We start from the raw sequence: 15,987 nt of genomic DNA on the forward strand, positions 1-15,987 counted from the left end.
ATTGACGATTTATCGATAAAATGTCAACGTTTCTCGTCTTGGATCGCGGAGGTGTTGATAATGGCGGAAGGGCGTGGACGACAGGAGATCGGGCCGATCGTCTCCTCCGCACATCTGGCCGATGGCGCGCTTCCTGTACTCTCGGAGCTGGAATTCGGCCTCATCCTCGCCAGCAATGCCTTCGACCGCTGGATGGTGCGCTGCATGACGGCGGCGGGCGAGCCGGGCTGCGCTGCAATCGACGTGCTGGTGCTGCATTCGGTGGCCCACCGGCAGCGGCCGAAGCGGCTCGGCGACCTTTGCAGCGTGCTCGGCGTCGAGGATACGCATCTGGTGATTTATGCAATCAAGAAACTGGAAAGGCGCGGTCTGGTGAAAAGCACGCGGGCAGGCAAGGAAAAGTTGATCGCCGCCACTGACAAGGGCCTTGAAACCTGCCTGAAATATCGCGCTGTGCGCGAAGCGCTGCTGGTGGATTCGGTCAGAGGGCTTGGGCTCGATCCGGCGGCGACATCGGCAGTGGCGGCGACGCTCAGGGCGCTTTCCGGCCACTTCGACCAAGCAGCAAGGGCTGCCGCCTCTTTATGACGACAGCCCTTGTCGGGGGCAGGGAAAGATCCCCCGGTATTCAGAGGGGTGTTTCAGCCGAAGCAGGGCATCGCCGGCAGGTTGGCACGGCTTGCGAGTGCTCCGATCATTTTGCCGACCGGCGTCGGGCGCGGTTCGCGGTTGCCGGCGGCCGTCTCCAGGAGTTGCTTGAAATCTTCAAGCTTCACGCCGTCGGCGCGCAATACCATGGCGATCAGGGGGTCGCGGAGGGCTTCGGATATCGTCAGGTCGTCTCTGGTCTTTCTCATGGCTTGTCCTCCTTTCGTGGGCGGTCGCCCGTGTTCCACTTTGCGCCGCCAAGCCCTCGGCATTGACTTTGGCGGTCTGTGGTGTTACCGGTAAGTAACAATACAGTTGTTACCGATCGGTCACATTGATGTCAAGGACTTCGTCCGCAAAAAAATCAGAAACTTCGAGTGAAATCTCCGCCGCCGTTCCAGAAGATCGCATCCCTCCGCGGGAGCGCATCGTCTCGACCGCCTCGGAGCTTTTCCGCGAACACGGCATTCGCGGCATCGGCGTCGATGCCATCGCCGATGCGGCGTCGACCAACAAGATGACGCTTTACCGGCATTTCGGCTCGAAGGACGAGCTCGTCTGCGAGACGCTGCGCCGTGCCTCCGAAAAGGCGGATGCCATCTGGCGGGATCTGGAGGCGGCCCATCCCGGCGATCCCGGCGCCCAGCTGGACGCCTGGGTCGAGATGCGGGCGCAGTGTCTGAACGGCGAGCCCGCCGGCTGCGATCTCGCCAATGCCGCCATCGAACTCAAGGGCGAGGGCCATCCTGCCCACGAGATGATCGAGCGGCACAAGGCCGAACAGCGCGATCGTCTGGCTGCGCTCTGTTCGGCAGCCGGTGCGCGCGAACCTCAACTTCTTGCCGATACGCTGACGCTGCTGCTCGAAGGCGCGCGCGTCAGTCGCCAGGCTATGGGTGCCGCCGGCTGTTGCGGTCATTTCGCCAAGGCCTGCAGGGCGGCGATCGCCTCTTTCACCTGACCTCCGGGGAACCTTACCGCCTCCCTGCCGTTTTTCCATCACCGGAAGGCGATGTGGAGGCAGAGATGAACCACGTCTATCTCAAGCGCCTATATGCCAAACGCGCCGAGCTTGAAGCCAAGCTGGAGCTTCACGATGCGCGCTATTGTTTCGGCGAGGAAGAGGTCGATGACGGCACCGACAGCGATCTGCGTCAGCGATTGAGCGAGGTCTCCGACGAGATCGCCGCCCTGGAGAACAGAACGGCTACGCCTTGGCGCTGAGGATCTCCATCGTCCGCTCGTCGAATTGCCCCTCATAAAAACGCTCGATCGCCCGGTGGAAGGGCGAGCCGTGATCGCTGATCGCGGCAAACAGCGTCATCGATGAGCGCAGCTTGAAGTCATCGGGCGAGCCGAGGATGTCATGCGCCGATCGGTCCTCGACCGATAAAATCGCCTCGACGCAGCGCAGCAGCCGGCTTGAAAGAATGGGGTGGGCGAGATAGGCGGCGGCTTCCTCGGCCGAACGGATCGCATATTTTTCCGCCATCTCCGACGTGCCGAGACCTGATATCTGCGGGAAGATGAACCACATCCAGTGGGACGTCTTGCGCCCGGCCTGCAGCTCGGAGAGCGCCTGTTGATAGATGCCGTTCTGGGCTTCGACGAAGCGGTCGAGGTTGAAGTCGAGATCACCGGCCATGGTTCTTTCCCTTTTCCTGCTGTCTTTGCAGCCTGGGCCAAGGGGCTCCATGCCCGGCGAAACTTTTCTGCCCGGCGAAGTGGCCGGGCTGTCAGCAGACCCTTTCAGCGTAGGGGCTGCTGTCGCGGCAATGGCCGTAAGCCGGATGGTGCGGCGGATTATCGCCGGCGGAGGCGGCAATGGCCGACGTCGTCATCGGATCGGTGTTGCCGGAAGAATATGCGGCAAAACCCGCAAAGCTCAAGACAAGCAATGCGCCGACAATGACAACGCGCTCAAAGCCCGACACTTTCTGGGCACTGACATGTTCCGCATAATCGCGCTCGCCGGCGCCGGCCGTTTCATCCTCTTTCACGTGGACGGTCACCATATCCTGGTGACGGCTTAAAGTTTCACAATCTGTCATTCTAATTACTCCTGCAACACATGCAGAGTCGCGTCCCGAGGGTAAACCCTCACCCTCGCGCCGAATCCTACTCCAAATGCGAGCATCATGTGTGTCTTCAATCGCGGCAATTGAAGGGGCGATCTGCAAACGCAGTGTTCAAAAAATCGAACTAATGCATGCAAAATATCGTGAAGCTCTGGCTCATCGAAATGATCCGCGGTAATCCGGAGGGATATTTCGTCTGGATGGTCCCATGAGCAAATCCTTCGGCGCCATGTCGGCCGCCCAGCTTTCCGTCCTCATTCAGGGCGGCGCAGCCGATCCGGTCGATGTGGCAGAGGCCGTCTTCGACGCCATCGCGAATTACGCCGACAAGGCCGTCTTCACCACGCTGCTTGAAGACCGGGCGATGGACGAAGCGCGCGCGTCTTCCGAACGGCTGCGGCAAGGGCGCTCGCTCGGACTGTTGGACGGTATTCCGATCGCCTGGAAAGATCTTTTCGACATCGAAGGCCGGACGACGACGGCGGGTTCGCGGGTGCTGGCGGGGGATGCGCCGGCCGAGCGGGATGCGGCCATCGTCGCTTTGCTCAGGAATGCCGGCATGGTTGCCATCGGCTGTACCAATATGAGCGAGTTTGCCTTTTCTGGCCTCGGCATCAATCCGCATTACGGCACGCCGGCAAATCCGCGAAGCGCCGACCGCCCGCGCATCCCCGGCGGCTCCTCCTCCGGCGCCGGTGTGGCCGTCGCCGCTGGACTGGTCCCGGTCGCGATGGGCACGGATACCGGCGGGTCGGTGCGTATTCCCGCCGCCCTCAACGGCATCGTCGGCTACAAGGCGACACGCGGCCGCCATGCCATGGACGGTGTCTATCCGCTGGCGAAAAGCCTGGATTCATTGGGGCCGCTCTGTCGCACCGTCAAGGATGCGGTCTGGATCGATGCGGCGATGTGCGGCCTGACGGCGCCCGATGTCGCGGAGCGTTCCTTGCAGGGGCTGGAATTGCTCGTGCCTGAAAACATCGTCTTCGATGGGGCCGAACCGGGTGTCGTCGTCGCCTTCGAGGCAGCCCTGGAGCGCCTTCAACGGGCAGGTGTTCGAGTTTTGCGTATCACCATCCCCGCTTTCGACGCAATCATCGATCTGCTGACGACCTACGGCCCGCTGGTGACTGCGCAAGCCTATGCCCTTCATCAGGAACGGCTGGCGGGGCCGGAAGCGGACCGCATGGATCATCGCGTCGTCATGCGCACCCGCTTGGGAGCGAGGACGACGGCGCCGCATTACATGGCGCTTCTCGAAGCTCGCCGCCGCCTCATTGCCGATGTCGATCGCTTCGTCGGCGACCGCCTCATCGCCTTTCCGACCGTTGCCCATGTGGCGCCGCCGATCGCGCCGCTCGAACAGGATGACGAACTCTTCTTCGCCACGAACAACAAGACGCTGCGCAATACGATGTTCGGCAATTTTCTCGACTGGTGCGGTGTGTCGGTGCCTTGCGGCACGGGCGAGGCGGGCATGCCCGTCGGCCTCCTGCTTTCGGCCGCAGCCCGTCGCGACGAGGCATTGTTGGGAACGGCGCTTGCCGCGGAGGCAGTCATCCGCGGCGACTGAGTTCGCGATTGATTTCGATTTTGTCGCCACTGACTGGCGCGAGAGGAATTGGAGGAGGGAACATGCAGCATTTGCAAAACGGACGCTTCGCGGTTTCGACATGGTCACTGCATCGGTTGCTCGGCGCGGTTCACGCCTATAGCCCCGACCCCGACAAAAGCGCGGCGCCGAAGGAACCCTACGGCCCCGGCGGCGCGGCGTTGATCGACGTGCCGGCGATGCTGGCGGCGCGCGGCGTCAACCGGCTGGAAATCTGCTCCTTCCATCTGCCGAGCCTCGATGCCGCTTATATCGGCGAACTCAGCGATGCGATGGCGGCCTCGAACGTACTGTTCCAGACCCTGCTCGTCGAGGACGGCGATCCCAGCCATGCCGGGACGGCCGAGCGCGACATCGGCTGGATGGCGGAGTGGATCGGCATCGCGGCGGCCCTTGGGGCGCAGAGAATGCGCGTCATCGCCGGCAAGCAGAACCCGAGCGAGGAAAACCTTGACCGTGCGGCTCGCCACCTCAACTGGCTGGCCGAGAAGGCCGAAGGCAGCGGCGTGCGCATCGTCGTCGAGAACTGGTTCGACCTGCTACCGTCGCCGGTCGAAATGAACTGGCTGCTCGACCGGCTGGGCGGCAAGGTCGGGCTCAACGGCGATCTCGGCAACTGGTCAGGCCCCGCGAAATATGCGGGTCTGGCCGATATCATGCGGCGGGCGGAAATCTGCCACGCCAAGGCCGATTACAATGCCGGCGGGCTCGATGCAGACGATTACCGCAAGTGCCTGGAGATGTGCGAAAGGGCCGGTTACGCCGGTCCCTTCACGCTGGTCTATGATTCGCCCTTCTTCGCCGACGAATGGGACGGCATCCTGCTGCAAAAGACCTTCATCGAGGATTTCCTGCGCGCGGCGCCGGCCAGCAGGACGGCCTAGAACCGTCTGTTATTCCTGGCGCGGGAACCGCTGGCTTTCCTCCAGCACGTTCAGATCCATGTGGTTGCGCATATAGCGCTCCGATGCTTTCTGCAGCGGCTGATAATCCCAGGGATAATAGGCGCCGTTGCGCAGCGCCGCGTAGACCACCCAGCGGCGGGCCTGGCTTTCGCGCACGGCCGCGTCGAAAGCGGAAAGGTTCCAGCGCCGGCCCGCCTGTTCGATGAGCCGCGCCAGCGTCTCGGCATGCGCCGGATTTCCCGTGAGATCGTCGAGCTCTTGCGGATCGGCCTCAAGATCGAACAGCATCGGCGGGTCCTTCTCGCAGAGCGAGAGCTTGTAGCGCCCGTCCCTGAGGCAGACGAGCGGCGCTTCCGAGCCTTCCGCGGCATATTCCATCGGTACCGGGCCACGGCTGCCGGTGCCCGTCGCGACGGCTGCAAGATCTTGGCCTTCGGTCCACGGCTTCAATGACGCGATATCGATTCCGGCGAGACCGGCAAGCGTCGGCGTTACGTCAAGGGTGGAGACGGGCTGATCGATGCGCTTGGGCGTCCAGCCGGGGGCTGCGATCATCAGCGGAACCCGCGCCGAACCTTCGAAGAAGTTCATCTTGAACCAGAGGCCGCGATCGCCAAGCATGTCGCCATGGTCGGACACGAAGAGGATGATCGTGTCCTCGGCCATGCGGCTGCGTTCCAGTACACCGAGAATCTCGCCGATCTTCTCGTCGACATAGGAGATATTGGCGAAATAGCCGCGTCTCGCCCGCCTGATCTGCTCCTGGCGGATGTCGAAAGCATCGTGGTCGCAGGCTTTCATCAGGCGCTGAGAATGAGGATCTTGCCGCTCGAAGGGGATCGCCGCGACCGCCGGGTCGAGTGCCGGGCAGTCCTCATAGAGATCCCAGAATTTGCGGCGCGCGACATAGGGGTCGTGCGGATGGGTGAAGCTGACGGTCAGGCACCAGGGGCGTTCGTCGTGACCACGCGAGAGGTCGAAGAGCTTGCGGGTGGCGTGATAGGCGACCTCGTCGTCATATTCCATCTGATTGGTGATCTCGGCAACGCCGGCGCCGGTCACCGAACCGAGATTGTGATACCACCAGTCAATACGCTCGCCGGGCTTGGTATAATCAGGTGTCCAGCCGAAATCGGCCGGATAGATGTCCGTCGTCAGGCGCTCTTCGAAGCCGTGCAGCTGGTCGGGGCCGACGAAGTGCATCTTGCCCGACAGCGCCGTCTGGTATCCGGCGGCGCGCAGATGATGCGCGTAGGTCGGAATGTCGGAGGCAAATTCAGCCGCGTTGTCATAGACGCGCGTCCGGCTCGGCAACTGTCCCGACATGAAGGACGCCCGCGCCGGCGCGCAGAGCGGACTTGCCGTATAGCTATTGGCAAAACGCACGGAGCGGCCTGCCAGTGATTTCAGATGCGGCGCGTGAAGAAAATCGGCGGGGCCATCGGGAAAGAAGGTTCCGTTCAACTGGTCCACCATCAGGATGAGAATGTTCGGGCGTGCCATGTGAATACCTTTTGCTATTTGAAGATTTTATTGAAACGCCTATTATCGCGCCTGTAAAGACAGCTTTTTTCGATGGCTGGCTAAAGGAATTTTGATGTCAGAACGCCCTCCCGAGCTTGGATGGATGCGCCTCTTCGTCGAGGTCGCGCGCCTCGGGAGCCTTTCGGCGGCCGCAACGCTTCTCGGGCTGACCCAGCCGGCCGTCAGCTACCAAATCCGCCGGCTGGAACAGCAGTTCGGCGTCAGCCTGCTGCGCCGCCAGCATCGTGGCGTCGAGTTGACCGCGGAAGGCGAGCGGCTTCTGGAGATCGCCGCCAAGGCGGTCGGCGATATCGATGCGCTCGCCCGCAGTTTTCGCCTCGAAGCCCAGAGGCCGGTCGTCAGGCTCAGGACCGACTATGCTTTCTCGGCGCTTTGGCTGATCCCGCGCATGGATGGCTTTCGCCTGCTGCACCCGGAAACGGACATACAGATCGTCGCGACGCAGAGGCTTGCGGTCGGGTTTCGCGACGAGGCCGACGTCGCGGTCGTGTTCGGGACGCGGGCGGAATTCGGTGCCGTCGGCACACTTCTGCTGCCGGAGAGGGTCGTGCCCGTCTGCACACGGGGGTTCCTCGATCGCAACGGACCCTTCGACGATCCAGGACAATTGGCCGGAGCGAGGTTGATCCATCTCGACGCGCCGCTGCCATCGCCCTGGTTCGACTGGCGCACATATTTTGGCGAATTCTCCGTCCTGCGCGGCGCCCACGCCGACCGCGGTGATATCAGCTTCAACACCTATTCGTTGGTCGTTCAGGCGGCGCTGAGCGAGCAGGGCGTGGCGCTCGGCTGGATGGGGCTCGTCGACACGCTCCTTTCGGCAGGCATGCTGCTGCAAGCCGGCCCGTCGCTGGAGGCGCGAGACCGCGGTTACTGGCTGGTGCCTCCGCGATCTCCGAACGTCCACAGCGAGAGGCTCAGCGCCTGGCTGTCGAATGAGGTGGAGAGGAATGATTAGCGGCGGTTGCATTTCTCCTCGGAAGAAGCCTTGTCATCGGCGATGACGATCGACATTGTGGGCCGAATCCATAGCGGAGGTGACTGAAGCATGCGAACCATCGGATATGTCGTCGGCCTGCTTATGGTCCTGTTCGGCCTGATCTGGATCGGGCAGGGAAGCGGCTATTTTCCCTATCCGGCATCGAGTTTCATGATTGCCCAAAAGATCTGGATGCTCTGGGGCGCCATTCTGGCGGCTGCGGGCATCGTCGTGATGGTCAGCATCTCGCGGCTTCGCCGCAGAGGATGAATTGCTGCTGCCGTTTGGCGGCAACCCGGCCGCTGACGGCCTGTCGAAATGAGGAGAATGGCATGAGCGCAGCTGAAATCGACGGTTTTGCCGAGCGTATCAGGAAACACCAGGGCGGCATGATCTCGGCCTGGGTCGGCATTCCCGACGCGATGCTCGTCAACCATCTGGCGCAGGAAGCTTTCGATGCTGTGGTGCTCGATATGCAGCATGGCATGTGGGATATGCAGTCGGCGGCAAATGCCGTTGCTCAGGCGCGTCTTGCCGGCAAGCCGGCCATCGCGCGCATCCCGGTCGGCGATTTCGCCTCCGCCTCGCGGCTGCTCGACGCCGGTGCCTCCGGCATCATCGCGCCGATGATCAATACGGCCGAGGATGCGCGAGCCCTGGTCAGGACCACGAAATATCCGCCCCTCGGTGAGCGCAGCTGGGGACCGTCCCTGGCGCTGAACCATAGCGGCCTGTCGGCGGACGCCTATCTGAAGACTGCCAACGAGCTCACCGTCGCCATCGCCATGGTCGAGACCCGCGCCGCGCTCGATGCGATCGACGGCATTCTTGGCGTAACCGGTATCGACGGTATTTTCGTCGGCCCCGCCGACCTTTCGATCGCCCTGTCGAACGGCGATCAGGTGGCGCCGAATGCGGCCGAGATCGACAGCGCCATGCAGCACGCCGTTGCGCGCTGCCGCGCCCACGGCAAATTCGCCTGTGCCTATGCCGGCGATGGCGAGCGGGCCGGCGAGCTGCTGAAGTTCGGCTTTGACCTGGTCATCGCCGGCGCCGAGACCATACAGCTGCGCGCCGGCGCCCGCCGCGCCATCAATGCCGCCCGTCGGATCGCTTCGGGCAGCTGATCTTCGTCAGCGGGCCGGCTTGATCGCCAGCCAGATGGCGTGGCGGGCGCCGCCGCGTTTGCCGTTGGCGCGGGTGTTGACCGCTTCGACGGAAAAGCCGCTGTCTTTGAGGCGACGGGTGAAATCAGGATCCGGCCCGGATGACCAGACGGCCAACACGCCGCCGGGGCGAAGCGCGTCTCGGGCGGCGCGCAGGCCGGCGAAATCGTAGAGCCGGTCGTTGGATTTGCGGGTCAGCCCATCCGGTCCGTTGTCGACGTCGAGCAGGATCGCGTCATAGGCGTTCTTGCCGGCGCGGATCGCCTCGCCGACATCGCCCTGATGGATGGCGACGCGGGGATCGTCGAGGCAGCCCTTGAAGACCTCGGCCATCGGCCCGCGCGCCCAGGCGACGACGGCCGGCACCAGTTCGGCGACGGTGACGCCGGCATCATCGGGAAGGACGGCAAGCGCGGCGCGCAGGGTGAAACCCATGCCGAGCCCGCCGATCAGCACCCTCGGCTTCGGATGCGTTTTGATCCGCTCCCAGGAGAGGGTCGCCAGCGCCTCTTCCGAGCCGCTGAGGCGGCTGTTCATCAGCTCGTTGGCGCCCAGCATGATCGAGAACTCGCTGCCGCGCTGCTTCAGCCTGAGTTCACCGCCTTCGCCGGGAATGGTCGCGGAATCGAGTTGAATCCAGGGCAGCATGACGGTTTCGCCTCACTTGAAAGAACCGTCCCCTAGCATAGGGAGACGAGCGAAACCAGCAAACCGGCGTCAGATCACCCGCATGAAATGACCCGGCTCCACTTCGACGACCTCGTCCTGCGGCGCGGCCGAACGGCGGCGGATATCCTCGACCTCGTCGGGCCTCAGCCGCGCCTTCGGATCTTCGAAACGGACGTCGGGATCGGGCACGGCCGAGAGCAGCAGCCTGGTATAGGGATGCAGCGGATTGGCGATCACTCGGGCAGTACTGCCCCATTCGACGATCTGGCCGGCATACATCACGGCGATGTCTTCGGCGACGTAACGCGCGGTGGCGATGTCATGGGTGATGTAGAGCAGGCCGAGATTCATCTCCCGCTTCATCTCGTTCAACAGGTTGAGCACGCCGAGACGCACTGAGACATCGAGCATCGAGGTCGGTTCGTCCGCGACGATCACCTCCGGCCTGACGGCAAGGGCGCGGGCGATGTTGACGCGCTGGCGCTGGCCGCCGGAGAGTTCATGCGGATATTTCGGCGCGACGAGATCGGGATCGAGCCTGACGCGCTCCAGCAGTTCGCGGATCGTCGCGTTGATTTCAGTCCCCTTGATATCGGGGCGATGCAGCTTCAGCGGCCGTCGAAGATGGTGAGCGATGGTGTGGGCGGGGTTCAGCGAGGCGAACGGATCCTGGAAGATCATCTGCACGGATCGGCGGTAGCGGGCGATTTCGGCGGAATTCGCCGTCTCGACCGGCCGGCCCTTATAGAGGATCCGGCCCGATGTCGGCAGATATTCGCGCATCGCCAAGCGGGCGCAGGTGGTCTTGCCGCTGCCGGATTCGCCGACGAGCGCCAGCGCCCGGCCGGCGCGCAGCGAAAAGGCGATGGAGCGGGCGGCATGAACGGCGGACGCGCCGTGGCCGAAGGTCTTGGTCACCTTGTCGAGCGCAAGGATAGCCTCGCTCATAGCAGCACGCCTCCATGAAGCGAGGGGAAGGAGGCCCAGAGCTTCTTCGTATAGTCGTGCGCCGGCGTCCGGTAGATCGCCTCGGCGCTATTCTGCTCCACCAGCCTGCCGGACAGCATGATGCCGATGCGATCGCAGAACTGCACCATCAGCCCGAGATCATGGGTGATGAACAGCACGGAGAAGCCGAAGCTGCGGCGCAGCTCGTTGATCCGCTGCAGGATTTCGCGCTGGACGACGACGTCGAGCGCGGTCGTCGGCTCGTCCATGACGACGAGTTTCGGATCGAGCGCCATGCAGATGGCGATGACGATGCGCTGGCGCATGCCGCCGGAAAACTGATGCGGATAATCGCGCATGCGGTCCGGTGCGATGTCGACGAGCGTCAGCATTTCGGCGGTGCGCTCGCGGGCTTGCGCGCGGCTCATGCCCTTATGGGTGCGCAACACGTCGTAAAACTGCGCCTCGATGCGCAGCACCGGGTTCAGCGAATTCATGGCGCTCTGGAAGACCATGGCGACCGCGCGCCAGCGGAAGGCGCCAAGCGCCCGCTGGTCGAGATCGAGTACGTCGCGGCCGTCGAGCAGGATGCGGCTCTTCTTGCGGATCAGTGCCGGCGGCCTGTGCAGGCGGCTGATGGCGAAGGCGATCGTGCTCTTGCCGCAGCCGGATTCGCCGGCAAGCCCGAAGACCTCGCCGGGTGCGACATCGAAATTGACGTCGTCGACGGCGCGGAAATCCTTCTCTTCGCCGATATAATCGATGGTGAGGTTTCTCACCGAAAGCAGCGGTTGCGTCACAGGCGGCCCTCCCCTGTTCGAACGAGCAGCGACCAGCGCTTCAGATGATTGCCGGTGCGCAGCCGCGGATTGGCGATCTCGTCGACGGCGAAATTGAGGAGCGACATGCCGATGCCGAGGAAGGCGAGCGCGAAGCAGGGGGTGAGAATATCCCACCACGCGCCGACCGAAAGCGCCGAGGCCTTCTGCGCGTTGTAGAGCATGGTGCCCCAGGATATCGCCCGGGGATCCCCGAGACCGAGAAATTCCAGCGTCGCCTCGGTGATGATTGCGAAGATGACGCTGCCGATGAAATTGATGCCGACGATGGAGATCACATTCGGGAAGATCTCGAATGTCATGATCCGCCATTGCGGCTCGCCCATCATCTCGGCGGATTTGACGAAATCCTTCTGCTTGACAGAGAGGGTTTCGGCACGGGTGACGCGGGCGCCCCAGGCCCAGGAGGTGGCGCCGAGGATGAGGGCGATGACGAGCGGGCTTGCCTGGCCGATGAAGGCGGCGAGCACCAGCAGCAGCGGCAGGTTGGGAACGACCAACACCATATTGGTGAAGAAGCTGATGACTTCGTCGGTCTTGCCGCCGCGATAGCCGGAGATGATGCCGAGCGCGGTGCCGACCAGCGTGATCAGCAAGCCGGCGCCGAAGCCGACGGCCAGCGAGGTGCGGGCGCCATAGATCAGCCGGGCAAAGACATCCTGGCCGATGCGGGTCGTGCCGAGGATGTGGTCGAGCGACGGCGGCTGGTGCGGCCGCCCGGTGCGGGCGGCGGGGTCGTATTGGGTCAGCAGCGGCGCTGCGATCGCGACGATGACGATGAAGGCGATGATGACGAGGCCGGTGAGCGCCTTGCGGTTCCGAAGCAGGGTCTTCATTTCACGCTCCCTTCAGCCGCGGGTCGAGCATGACGTAGCTGACGTCGACGATGAAATTGGCGATCAGCATGGTCGCGGTCATGATCAGCAGCTGGCCCTGGATGACTGGATAATCGCGGGCGAGGATCGCCTGGTAGAGAATGTTGCCGAGGCCGGGATAATCATAGACGACCTCGGTCACCAGCGAGCCGCCGAGAATGGTACCGATGGCGATGGCAAGGCTGGAGACGGTCGGCAGCAGGGCGTTGCGCGCCGCATACCAGATCATCACATGCCGGTCGGACAGGCCCTTGGCGCGGGCCATGACGATATAGTCCTCGCCGAGCAGGTTGATCATGTTGTTGCGCATGGTGACGGTGAAGCCGCCGATCAGCACGGTGCAGAGCGTCACCATCGGTAGGATGCCGTGATAGGCGACGCTGCCGAGATATTGCAGGCTGAAGGCCGGATCGAGCGAGGGATCGGCGGCATAGCCGTTCGGGAACCAGCCGAGCGTGAAACCGAAGATGAAGAGCACGATCAGCGAGGTGACGACGGCGGGCACCGAGGTCGCGAAAATCGCGCCGACGGAGACGATGACGTCGAACCTGCTGCCGCGACGCCAGGCGGCGAGGATGCCGAGGAAGGTGCCGAGCGCAAAGCTGACGATCGTCGCCGTCCCCATCAGGGCGACGGTCCAGACAAGCGCATGGCCGAGCACCGAGGTGACCGGCAGCGGGAAATACTTGATCGAGCGGCCGAGGTCGCCGGTGAAGATGCTGGCGAGATAGGTGAGATATTGCTGCCAGAGCGGCCCGTCGACGAAGCCGAAAGTGAGCTTCAGCGCCTGCAGGCTTTCCGGCGGCAATTCGGTGCCGGCGCTCGAAAACATGATCTGCACCGGATCGCCCGGCATCAGCCGCGGCAGGAAGAAATTGATCGTCGCTGCCGCGATGAAGGCCGCCATGTAGAAGACGAGGCGGCGAAGCAGGAAAGCCATGGGAACTCCGTCGTGGCGGGAGCGGCGTTGAACGCCACCGCTCCCGGGATCAATGCCTTTACTTGGCCGGCTCCAGCGCGAGCAGGTTCAACAGGCGTGCCGGGTTCGTCCGCGAGATAGACGGATTGACGAAGGGATTTTCCTTGGTCGACCAGCCGGTGAAGCGCTTGGTGTTGTACTGATACCAGTTCGGGTTGTTGAACACCGGAATCATCGGCATGTTTTCGGCGACGATGCGTTGCGCCTTGTTCATCGTTTCCTTCTGCTTGGCGAGATCCGCGGTATGGGTGAACTCGGTGACGAGTTTCTCGACCTCAGGATTGAACCAGCGCTGCGCGGTAAAGCGGGTCTTGCCCTTGTCCGAAGCGCTGAAGGCGCGCTTGTAGGGGTAGTAGGGCGAGGCCGAAGCCGGCAGGCTGTTGATCGCCGCATCGAAGCTGCCGTTGATGAGGTTGCCGGTCCAGACGGCTTCTTCGGGCGTTTCGATCTTGGCATCGATGCCGACCGCCTGCATGCCTTCGACGGCGATGTTGACGGTATCGACCCAGTCGGTCCAGGAGTTCGGGACAATGATCGAGAAGGAGATCTTGCTGCCGTCGGGATTGTCGCGGAAGCCGTCGCCGTCCTTGTCCTTGTAGGCGGCCTCGTCGAGCAGCGCCTTGGCGGCGTCGGCGTCATAGCTGGCGAACTTGCCGAAATCGGCCTTGACCGACGGATCCGCCCAGCTCTTGTAAAGCTCGCCCATCAGGCCGGGATCTTCGTTCAGTGTCGGGTAGCCATAGCCGGCGACGTCGATCATCGTCTTGCGGTCGAGCGCCATCGACACGGCACGGCGGAATTTCAGGTCGTTGAAGGCCTTCTTGTTGTTCTCGTTCGCGGTTTCCAGGTTGAACAGGAAGGCGACCATGCTGCTCGGCGAATACCAGTAGTGGAAATGCGCCGGGTCCTTGGAGACATAGACATTGTCGATATCGGGAATGAAGGAGACGCCCCAGTCGAGCGTGCCGTCGGCCGTTGCCGTCAGCATCTGATTGTTGTCGGCAAGCTGCGGGAAACGGATGCAATCGACCTTCAGATGCGCGTTGTCCCAATAGTGCGGGTTGCGGCACTGGTCGTAGGTCTGGCCGGTGAAACGCGGGACCTCGGTCAACGGGCCGCTGCCGACCGGCGTCTCGTTGGCGAAGGTGACTGGGTCGGCGACATCCTTCCAGACATGTTCGGGGACGATCGGCAGCTGCGAGATCTGCTCGGCGGCGAGCGAACTCGGATTGGCGAGCGTGAAGCGCACGGTCTCGCCGTCGACGGCCTGGACGTCGGTAACGAAGGTCCAGATGCTGACGAAATCGAGCGCCGGGAATTTCTTCAGGTAGTCATAGGTGAACTTGACGTCGGCTGAGGTCAACGGCTTGCCGTCCGACCATTTCAGGTTCGGACGCAGCTTGAAATCGATGCTCTTCAGGTCGTCGGAAAGCTTGAAGCTTTCGGCCAGACGGTAGACCGGCTTGTTGCTGTCGAAGCGATTGAAAATAACAAGCGGCTCATAGATGAAATCGAGCGTCGACTGGCGCGCCGAGGTCTGGTTGAACGGATTGAAGTTGCGCACCCAGGTCGTCGCCGGTTCGATATTGGCCGTCAGGATCGTCTGCGCCATGGCAGAGCCCGAAAGCAGTGTCAGGGCAGCGGCTGCGAGAAGATATTTTTTCATGTTTTATTCCCCTTCTTTTATACGGTGAGAGTTGGCGCGCCAGTCAGGAGACCAGCGCGCTTGCAAATATGTCTTCGACCTCGGCATGGGCGGCCCGATAGTCGATCTTGAGATTGCCGAGACGGGCCTTGCCGGCGGCGATCCGCTGCAGTGCGGCGTCGGTCAACGGGCGCGCCGCCTTGGCGGCTGCTTCGCTTTCCCTGATATCGCCATGACTGTGGAGCGCGATGTCGAAGCCGGCGTCGAGCACCTGTTTGACGCGTTCCGGCAGGGTACCGGAGAGCGATTCCATGAAGATGCAGTCGGAGATCAGCACGCCCCCGTAACCCAAGTCCTTGCGGATGACGTCGTGCATGATCGGTGAGACGGAGGCCGGCAGCTCCGCGTCATAAGCCGAATAAACGACATGGGCGACCATGGCCCAGGGTGTGTCCTTCAATGCGACGAAGGGTTTGAAATCAGTCGTGGTCAGCGTTTCCCGGCTGGCGTCGACCACTGGGCGCTCCTTGTGGGAATCGAGCGTTGCCCGGCCATGGCCGGGAATATGTTTCATCACGGGCATGTTGCCGGTCTCGAGCAGGCCGTCGACCACCTCGCGGCCGAGGGCGGCGATGACATCGGGATCCGGGCCGAAGGAGCGGGCGCCGATAACCGCGCTCGTCGTCTCGAAGACGAGGTCGAGAACGGGCGAGCAGCCGCTCGAAAGGCCGAGTTCCGTCATCATCGCGCCCATGGCCTGGGAGGAAAGGCGCAATGTTTTTCTGCCGAGCTCGAAATCGCGGCGCGCCAGTTCGGCAAACTGGCCGAAGCTGCGGAAGAGCGGCCAGGGACCGGCATCGAGGTGCTGGACGCGGCCGCCCTCCTGGTCGGTGAAGACGGGGGCGTCGTCGCGGCCGACGGCTTCGCGAAAGCGCTCGATCAGCCGCTTGGTCTGCTCCGGCTCGCACTGATTGCGCCGGCCGACGAAGAGGCCGAGCGGATTGGTCTCGCGAAACAGCGCGAATTCCTCATCCGAAAGAACCGGATTGGGAAGGCCGACGAAAAGGGCGAGTGGGGTCGAGGACAAGTCTAGTGCTCC

At 63.0% G+C, this 15,987-nt stretch carries 19 protein-coding genes; 8 read left to right on the top strand and 11 right to left on the bottom strand.

The annotated features are described in order from the left end of the window. Positions 1 to 60: 60 nt before the first annotated feature. A complete protein-coding gene (locus MHI61_RS04045) occupies positions 61 to 588 on the top strand; it encodes a winged helix DNA-binding protein (protein WP_239789627.1) in 528 nt (175 codons plus the stop codon). Positions 589 to 641: 53 nt separating this feature from the next. Here MHI61_RS04045 and MHI61_RS04050 read toward each other — a convergent pair whose 3' ends face one another. Continuing rightward, a complete protein-coding gene (locus MHI61_RS04050) occupies positions 642 to 857 on the bottom strand; it encodes a hypothetical protein (protein ID WP_097588444.1) in 216 nt (71 codons plus the stop codon). Between the two features lie 128 nt (positions 858 to 985). Between MHI61_RS04050 and MHI61_RS04055 the strand changes: the two genes are divergently transcribed. Both MHI61_RS04055 and MHI61_RS04060 read left to right on the top strand, forming a co-directional pair. Continuing rightward, positions 986 to 1,609 carry a TetR/AcrR family transcriptional regulator gene (locus tag MHI61_RS04055; RefSeq protein ID WP_239789628.1) on the top strand — a complete coding sequence of 208 codons (624 nt, stop codon included), beginning with the start codon at positions 986 to 988 and terminating at the stop codon, positions 1,607 to 1,609. 65 nt (positions 1,610 to 1,674) lie between these two features. Further along, positions 1,675 to 1,872: a hypothetical protein gene (locus MHI61_RS04060; RefSeq protein WP_239789629.1), complete on the top strand. Its 198-nt coding sequence runs from the start codon at positions 1,675 to 1,677 to the stop codon at positions 1,870 to 1,872. Here MHI61_RS04060 and MHI61_RS04065 read toward each other — a convergent pair. Together MHI61_RS04065 and MHI61_RS04070 are read right to left on the bottom strand one after the other, a co-directional pair. Continuing rightward, positions 1,856 to 2,293, bottom strand: coding sequence for a DUF1810 domain-containing protein (locus MHI61_RS04065; protein WP_239789630.1), 438 nt, complete (start codon positions 2,291 to 2,293; stop codon positions 1,856 to 1,858). The two genes, MHI61_RS04060 and MHI61_RS04065, sit on opposite strands and share 17 nt — an antisense overlap. Before the next feature lie 91 nt (positions 2,294 to 2,384). Then, positions 2,385 to 2,663: a hypothetical protein gene (locus tag MHI61_RS04070; protein WP_239789784.1), complete on the bottom strand. Its 279-nt coding sequence runs from the start codon at positions 2,661 to 2,663 to the stop codon at positions 2,385 to 2,387. A gap of 271 nt (positions 2,664 to 2,934) precedes the next feature. On the opposite strand from MHI61_RS04070, the gene MHI61_RS04075 reads away from it, so the two are divergent. Both MHI61_RS04075 and MHI61_RS04080 read left to right on the top strand, forming a co-directional pair. Beyond that, positions 2,935 to 4,299: an amidase gene (locus MHI61_RS04075; RefSeq protein WP_239789631.1), complete on the top strand. Its 1,365-nt coding sequence runs from the start codon at positions 2,935 to 2,937 to the stop codon at positions 4,297 to 4,299. A 62-nt stretch (positions 4,300 to 4,361) separates the two neighbouring features. Continuing rightward, complete coding sequence (locus MHI61_RS04080; RefSeq protein WP_239789632.1) at positions 4,362 to 5,222, top strand: TIM barrel protein; 861 nt, start codon at positions 4,362 to 4,364, stop codon at positions 5,220 to 5,222. A 9-nt stretch (positions 5,223 to 5,231) separates the two neighbouring features. On the opposite strand, the gene betC is transcribed toward MHI61_RS04080, so the two are convergent. After that, positions 5,232 to 6,746 carry a choline-sulfatase gene (betC, locus tag MHI61_RS04085; protein WP_239789633.1) on the bottom strand — a complete coding sequence of 505 codons (1,515 nt, stop codon included), beginning with the start codon at positions 6,744 to 6,746 and terminating at the stop codon, positions 5,232 to 5,234. Between the two features lie 94 nt (positions 6,747 to 6,840). On the opposite strand from betC, the gene MHI61_RS04090 reads away from it, so the two are divergent. The 3 genes from MHI61_RS04090 to MHI61_RS04100 all read left to right on the top strand — a co-directional run bounded on the left by MHI61_RS04090 (position 6,841) and on the right by MHI61_RS04100 (position 8,894). Then, positions 6,841 to 7,746 carry a LysR family transcriptional regulator gene (locus MHI61_RS04090; protein ID WP_275593069.1) on the top strand — a complete coding sequence of 302 codons (906 nt, stop codon included), beginning with the start codon at positions 6,841 to 6,843 and terminating at the stop codon, positions 7,744 to 7,746. Positions 7,747 to 7,836: 90 nt separating this feature from the next. After that, positions 7,837 to 8,037, top strand: a complete 201-nt coding sequence (locus MHI61_RS04095; RefSeq protein ID WP_239789634.1) for a hypothetical protein — start codon at positions 7,837 to 7,839, stop codon at positions 8,035 to 8,037. 62 nt (positions 8,038 to 8,099) lie between these two features. Beyond that, complete coding sequence (locus MHI61_RS04100) at positions 8,100 to 8,894, top strand: aldolase/citrate lyase family protein (protein ID WP_239789635.1); 795 nt, start codon at positions 8,100 to 8,102, stop codon at positions 8,892 to 8,894. A 6-nt stretch (positions 8,895 to 8,900) separates the two neighbouring features. Here the strand turns inward: MHI61_RS04100 and MHI61_RS04105 are convergent, their stop codons facing one another. The 7 genes from MHI61_RS04105 to MHI61_RS04135 all read right to left on the bottom strand — a co-directional run bounded on the left by MHI61_RS04105 (position 8,901) and on the right by MHI61_RS04135 (position 15,975). After that, complete coding sequence (locus MHI61_RS04105; protein ID WP_239789636.1) at positions 8,901 to 9,581, bottom strand: hypothetical protein; 681 nt, start codon at positions 9,579 to 9,581, stop codon at positions 8,901 to 8,903. Positions 9,582 to 9,650: 69 nt separating this feature from the next. Further along, on the bottom strand, positions 9,651 to 10,550 hold the full coding sequence (locus MHI61_RS04110; protein ID WP_239789637.1) for an ABC transporter ATP-binding protein: 900 nt from the start codon (positions 10,548 to 10,550) through the stop codon (positions 9,651 to 9,653). After that, the gene (locus tag MHI61_RS04115; RefSeq protein ID WP_239789638.1) at positions 10,547 to 11,350 is read right to left on the bottom strand and encodes an ABC transporter ATP-binding protein; all 804 of its coding nucleotides are present in this window, start codon (positions 11,348 to 11,350) and stop codon (positions 10,547 to 10,549) included. The genes MHI61_RS04110 and MHI61_RS04115 overlap by 4 nt, the downstream gene beginning before the upstream one ends. Then, on the bottom strand, positions 11,347 to 12,225 hold the full coding sequence (locus MHI61_RS04120) for an ABC transporter permease (protein WP_222140946.1): 879 nt from the start codon (positions 12,223 to 12,225) through the stop codon (positions 11,347 to 11,349). The genes MHI61_RS04115 and MHI61_RS04120 overlap by 4 nt, the downstream gene beginning before the upstream one ends. 1 nt (position 12,226) lies before the next feature. Beyond that, positions 12,227 to 13,204 (bottom strand): ABC transporter permease, encoded by a 978-nt coding sequence (locus tag MHI61_RS04125; RefSeq protein ID WP_239789639.1) that lies wholly within the window; start codon positions 13,202 to 13,204, stop codon positions 12,227 to 12,229. Positions 13,205 to 13,262: 58 nt separating this feature from the next. Next, entirely contained in the window at positions 13,263 to 14,909 is a 1,647-nt protein-coding gene (locus tag MHI61_RS04130) for an ABC transporter substrate-binding protein (RefSeq protein ID WP_239789640.1), read from the bottom strand. 43 nt (positions 14,910 to 14,952) lie between these two features. After that, entirely contained in the window at positions 14,953 to 15,975 is a 1,023-nt protein-coding gene (locus tag MHI61_RS04135) for a glycoside hydrolase family 3 N-terminal domain-containing protein (protein WP_239789641.1), read from the bottom strand. Positions 15,976 to 15,987: the final 12 nt, after the last annotated feature.

This window comes from Rhizobium sp. K102, assembly GCF_022385315.1.
Classification (GTDB): Bacteria; Pseudomonadota; Alphaproteobacteria; order Rhizobiales; family Rhizobiaceae; genus Rhizobium; species Rhizobium croatiense.

Bases quoted from the DNA above. Each gene is read 5' to 3' on its own strand.
- MHI61_RS04045 (WP_239789627.1), top strand. From the start codon at position 61: ATGGCGGAAGGGCGTGGACGACAGGAGATCGGGCCGATCGTCTCCTCC.
- MHI61_RS04050 (WP_097588444.1), bottom strand. From the start codon at position 857: ATGAGAAAGACCAGAGACGACCTGACGATATCCGAAGCCCTCCGCGAC.
- MHI61_RS04055 (WP_239789628.1), top strand. From the start codon at position 986: ATGTCAAGGACTTCGTCCGCAAAAAAATCAGAAACTTCGAGTGAAATC.
- MHI61_RS04060 (WP_239789629.1), top strand. From the start codon at position 1,675: ATGAACCACGTCTATCTCAAGCGCCTATATGCCAAACGCGCCGAGCTT.
- MHI61_RS04065 (WP_239789630.1), bottom strand. From the start codon at position 2,293: ATGGCCGGTGATCTCGACTTCAACCTCGACCGCTTCGTCGAAGCCCAG.
- MHI61_RS04070 (WP_239789784.1), bottom strand. From the start codon at position 2,663: ATGGTGACCGTCCACGTGAAAGAGGATGAAACGGCCGGCGCCGGCGAG.
- MHI61_RS04075 (WP_239789631.1), top strand. From the start codon at position 2,935: ATGAGCAAATCCTTCGGCGCCATGTCGGCCGCCCAGCTTTCCGTCCTC.
- MHI61_RS04080 (WP_239789632.1), top strand. From the start codon at position 4,362: ATGCAGCATTTGCAAAACGGACGCTTCGCGGTTTCGACATGGTCACTG.
- betC (WP_239789633.1), bottom strand. From the start codon at position 6,746: ATGGCACGCCCGAACATTCTCATCCTGATGGTGGACCAGTTGAACGGA.
- MHI61_RS04090 (WP_275593069.1), top strand. From the start codon at position 6,841: ATGTCAGAACGCCCTCCCGAGCTTGGATGGATGCGCCTCTTCGTCGAG.
- MHI61_RS04095 (WP_239789634.1), top strand. From the start codon at position 7,837: ATGCGAACCATCGGATATGTCGTCGGCCTGCTTATGGTCCTGTTCGGC.
- MHI61_RS04100 (WP_239789635.1), top strand. From the start codon at position 8,100: ATGAGCGCAGCTGAAATCGACGGTTTTGCCGAGCGTATCAGGAAACAC.
- MHI61_RS04105 (WP_239789636.1), bottom strand. From the start codon at position 9,581: ATGCTGCCCTGGATTCAACTCGATTCCGCGACCATTCCCGGCGAAGGC.
- MHI61_RS04110 (WP_239789637.1), bottom strand. From the start codon at position 10,550: ATGAGCGAGGCTATCCTTGCGCTCGACAAGGTGACCAAGACCTTCGGC.
- MHI61_RS04120 (WP_222140946.1), bottom strand. From the start codon at position 12,225: ATGAAGACCCTGCTTCGGAACCGCAAGGCGCTCACCGGCCTCGTCATC.
- MHI61_RS04125 (WP_239789639.1), bottom strand. From the start codon at position 13,204: ATGGCTTTCCTGCTTCGCCGCCTCGTCTTCTACATGGCGGCCTTCATC.
- MHI61_RS04130 (WP_239789640.1), bottom strand. From the start codon at position 14,909: ATGAAAAAATATCTTCTCGCAGCCGCTGCCCTGACACTGCTTTCGGGC.